The sequence below is a fragment of the Cyclobacterium salsum genome, from assembly GCF_010119245.1.
GTDB classification, from domain to species: Bacteria; Bacteroidota; Bacteroidia; order Cytophagales; family Cyclobacteriaceae; genus Cyclobacterium; species Cyclobacterium salsum.
In genome coordinates, this window is record NZ_WNKG01000031.1 from 1 (window position 1) to 4,195 (window position 4,195).

General features: G+C 42.6%; 4 protein-coding genes. 2 read left to right on the plus strand and 2 right to left on the minus strand.

Annotated features, from left to right (window positions below; translation table 11 throughout):
- Positions 1-677: 677 nt before the first annotated feature.
- Together GJS45_RS23485 and GJS45_RS23490 are read left to right on the plus strand one after the other, a co-directional pair.
- A complete protein-coding gene (locus GJS45_RS23485; protein ID WP_162344334.1) occupies positions 678-860 on the plus strand; it encodes a hypothetical protein in 183 nt (60 codons plus the stop codon).
- A complete protein-coding gene (locus tag GJS45_RS23490; protein WP_162344335.1) occupies positions 848-1,165 on the plus strand; it encodes a type II toxin-antitoxin system RelE/ParE family toxin in 318 nt (105 codons plus the stop codon). Before GJS45_RS23485 ends, GJS45_RS23490 begins: the two co-directional genes overlap by 13 nt.
- A gap of 684 nt (positions 1,166-1,849) precedes the next feature.
- Here the strand turns inward: GJS45_RS23490 and GJS45_RS23495 are convergent.
- Positions 1,850-2,401, minus strand: a complete 552-nt coding sequence (locus GJS45_RS23495; protein WP_162344336.1) for a helix-turn-helix domain-containing protein — start codon at positions 2,399-2,401, stop codon at positions 1,850-1,852.
- 12 nt (positions 2,402-2,413) lie between these two features.
- Positions 2,414-2,755, minus strand: a complete 342-nt coding sequence (locus GJS45_RS23500) for a type II toxin-antitoxin system HigB family toxin (RefSeq protein WP_162344337.1) — start codon at positions 2,753-2,755, stop codon at positions 2,414-2,416.
- Positions 2,756-4,195: the final 1,440 nt, after the last annotated feature.

The window sequence follows — 4,195 nt, forward strand, 5'->3', positions numbered from 1 at the left end:
TCCCGCTTCTTTCAATCGTAGACGTTCGATCAAAATTAGCCGATGCTTCGAAAATCGGCTCCTGGCAAAAAGTACGGACTCATACATCAGCGGACAACCAGCTCCTTAACCCTTAACAACCAGGCTTGAATCCAAAGTAACGGCTGACTGCCAGGTAGCCACGATGAATACCTCAGCCGGATTCGAACATAACCAACACAACTGGACCTAAATTGTATGGTAGCCTGTCTAACGGCTATTATATCAGGTATCCGGAACCAAGCCCCGAAGGGGCGAAATACCATAAGCCCCGGGTAAGCCGACAAGGGAGGCGCAGCCCGGGGTAGTCGGGGTCTTGTGCTCCCTGCATTGGCTATCCAGCCGCTAAAAAGTGAAGCTGACTTTTCGCCAATGCCGAGCCAGGTTTGTGACCAGCCCCCTTTCTCCGTCCTAAAACAGGAGGGGGAGGCAAGCCAGGATCAAGCATTACTACAGCACCTAAATCCCAAAGCATCGCCCAAATGCAAAAAGGCCAGACCCTAAAGCCTAGCCGGCACCGAGCCGGTTAACCAGCCAAAATGCATCAACCCTCTGCGCACCCAAAAATATACTTCTTCAGCTGATCAGGGATCCCTAACCTTAAGACCATGGGATGATTTTCAAAATTGATTCACTATCTTTGAAAAAAAATAATTACCATGATAACCAAGACTCAGATCATCAATTCCCTGGACCAATTACCTGAGCACCTTACGATTGATCAGGTAGTAGACCATTTGATTTTTCTTGAAAACGTCCAAAAAGGACTTGATGATTCCGTGAATGGTCGGATAAATACCAAAGAAGAGGCAAGAGAAAAACTCAATAAATGGTTAAAGTAATCTGGACCGATGCTGCCATCTTTGATTTAAACGAAATCGGAGAATATATCTCAAAAGATTCTGAAAGGTATGCACAATTAACGGTAGATAGATTATTTAATGCGGTTGACATACTTGAAGAACAGCCACGATTAGGAAAAATGGTTCCTGAATTCCAAAACGATAAATTAAGAGAACTTATCAGATTAAACTATAGAATTGTTTACCATATAGTTGATACCTATCGTATTGATATTATTACTGTTCATCGATGCGAAAGGTTAGGTAGAAATGCCTATGACTTTCCGGATTTTGATACGGAATAGTCAATAAACTAAAATGGTCCTCCCATATGCTAATCCCGGGTAAGCCAAGGCACGAGGCGCAGCCCGGGGTTGTTGGGGTCTTGCGTTACCTTCATTGGCAATCCAACTGCTCACCTGTGAAGCCGGCTTTTCGCCAACGTCCGGGCACATTTGGGACCTCCCCCTGGACTCCGACGGGTCACCGTTAAAGAGGTAGGGGCTATGGAACTAAGAGATGGAGGACGTACACAAAATTTTAGTCACTAAGGGCACAAAGAGCCTCGAAGGACACAAAGGGAATTGGAGACTTAGAGACGAACGGATGGTGTGATGATGTGGTGATGTGGTGATACAATTGTTTAACCCTTAACAACCAGGCTTGAATCCAAAGTAACGGCTGACTGCCAGGTAGCCACGATGAATACCTCTACAAGTTCCGAGCCTCCTTAACCCTTAACCACCACGGTTGAACCCAACACCAGCCCTCCTGCCAAATTGCCCATTTCAATTATTCAGCTGAATTCCAGCCTCTTAACCCTTAACCACCAGGCTTGTAAAGTAAAGGCTAACTGCTAGATAGCCACCATGGCGAACTCAGCCGGTATCGAACCATATTAACCCTTAAACACCACGGCTGTAAAGTAATCTGGACCGATACTGCCATCTTTGATTTAAACGATATCGGATGACATATGGCTGTTGATCTTATACCAATTCCGTCTTTATCATTCCGAGTTTTGGTTTATTTAATTTCTTAATAGACTCTTTGACTTTTTCTCTAGTCTCAAATTGTAAAAAAGTAGGAATCAATATAGGTAGCTTAATACCTAAAACCCGATGGATAATAACCAGATCTTTTAATGAAAATTGAGATACACCATTCATCAATTCGCTCATATACGATTTTGGATGACCTAAAATTAATCCCAAATCTTGCTGAGTCATGTCAAAGGCTTTAAGTTTTTTGCGGATCACATGCTTTCGGTTATGGATGAAATTTTCCTCAACTTTCACCATCTGCTCTGCTTTATCAGATTCGGCTACCTGGGATTCAGTTATTTTTTCAAAATCAGACCATTCCTTGTCTTCGTAATCTTTAATCAAATCACGAAGTTTTTTTCTTAACGGTTTTAAATCCGGATTTTCATCAATCATTAAACGCAATTTACGTTCATATAATGATGCCTTTTCCAAATCATACTCATTCTCTAGTCTTTCTATTTTCTCAATTTCGTTTATGTCAAGAATGTCTTTCATGATTACCAATTTTTAAATCCAGTTATTATCTCTCAACCATTTTTTAATAACATTCCGATTGTTTTTAAAAGTCAGTTCATAATCATCATGACTACCAGCCCAAACAATTGTAGCTTCACCGTTTTCTTCAAATTCAATCATTATTAAAGTGCGATGAATGTTGATGTTGAAGAAATAAAATTCTCCGCCATAAACACAATCGGCATCAGGTCTTTTAGCGGTCAAATCAAGTGGCGTTTCCCAATTGCTATTCTCAATCTCCGAAATCAATTGCTGAACTGCTTTAACCAGTTTCGAGTTCCCCCGATTTTTCCGAATCAGTTTACCCAAAATGGGTTTATTAATAATTCTCAAGTAACTGCTATTTTAACCATTTTACGGGAAAGATAACAGATTGTTCGGAAATAATCAGAACAAATACTCATTTATTTGCATGGTGACAATTGCGCAAATTTGATAAGGGTTAGCCATAAAACTTTTAGATTTTTGGAGAAATGGCTAATACTTTAACGTTTAACAACCAGGGTTCGGTTAAAAATCAAGCCTTATTGCCAAAAAGAATGTTTGAATCTGCCAAAACCTACCGTGCCAATTAACCACTTTAACCACCACGCATGAATCCAAATCCCGGCCCAAATGCAAAAAGGCCAGACCCTAAAGCCTAGCCGATAACGAGCCAGTTAACCGTAAACCACCGGATTAAGACTGAGAGAGGGGGAGACTGAGGGACTTGGAGAGGAAGACTTAGAGACTCAGTGACTCGGGGACAGAGAGAACGTACAGGGATTTTTAGTCACTAAGGGCACAAAGAGCCTCGAAGGACACAAAGGGAATTGGAGACTTAGAGACGAACGGATGGTGTGATGATGTGGTGATGTGGTGATACAATTGTTTAACCCTTAACCACCTGGCTTGAATCCAAAGTAAAGGCTGACTGCCAGATAGCCACTATGAATACCTCACCCGGATTCGAACATAACCACCACGGTTGAACCAAGACAAGGGAAACTGCCACAAAACCAATACCTACACCTCAGCCGGGGCCCAGCCAATTAACCACCAGGATTGGAGCAAAAACAAGGTCTAAAAACAAGAAGGCCAGACCCAAAAGCCCAGCCCGTATCGAACACAACTACCACGATGGAAACCAAAACCAACCCTCCTGCCAAAATGCAAGAACCTACACACCAGCCGGTACCCGTTTCATCTGCCAAAAAAATCTGTGTTAATCTGTGGCCATCTGTGGTGAATCACTAAATGATTAAACCTATCAACCACCAGGACTGAACCCAAAACCAGCCCCAAATGCAAAATGGCCAGACCCTAAACAGTCACCCGGCTTTAGGCAAAGGGCATGGCAGGACTCAGGTTGTTTTCCTTGTTTTAATCCCAATTCCTTCCGTACTTTTGGCTTGATCCAAAAGTACCAAAAGATCAAGACAAAAAAATCCTTCCCCCCGCAATCCTCCCACACCCCCGGTTTTTTGTCGGCCCACCCGCTTCTTTCAATCGTAGACGTTCGATCAAAATTAGCCGATGCTTCGAAAATTGGTTCCTGCAAAAAAAACCATACCTTCAAACGCAAAAAGGCCAGACCCTAAAGCCTAGCCGATAACGAGCCAGTTAACCGTAAACCACCGGATTAAGACTGAGAGAGGGGGAGACTGAGGGACGCAGAGACTAGGGGACGGATGGAACGTACAGAAATTTTTAGTCACTAAGGGCACAAAGAGCCGCAAAGGTATTATGTTTGAAAAGTGAAGCATAAGCTAAGATTCGTAACTTAAAGGAATA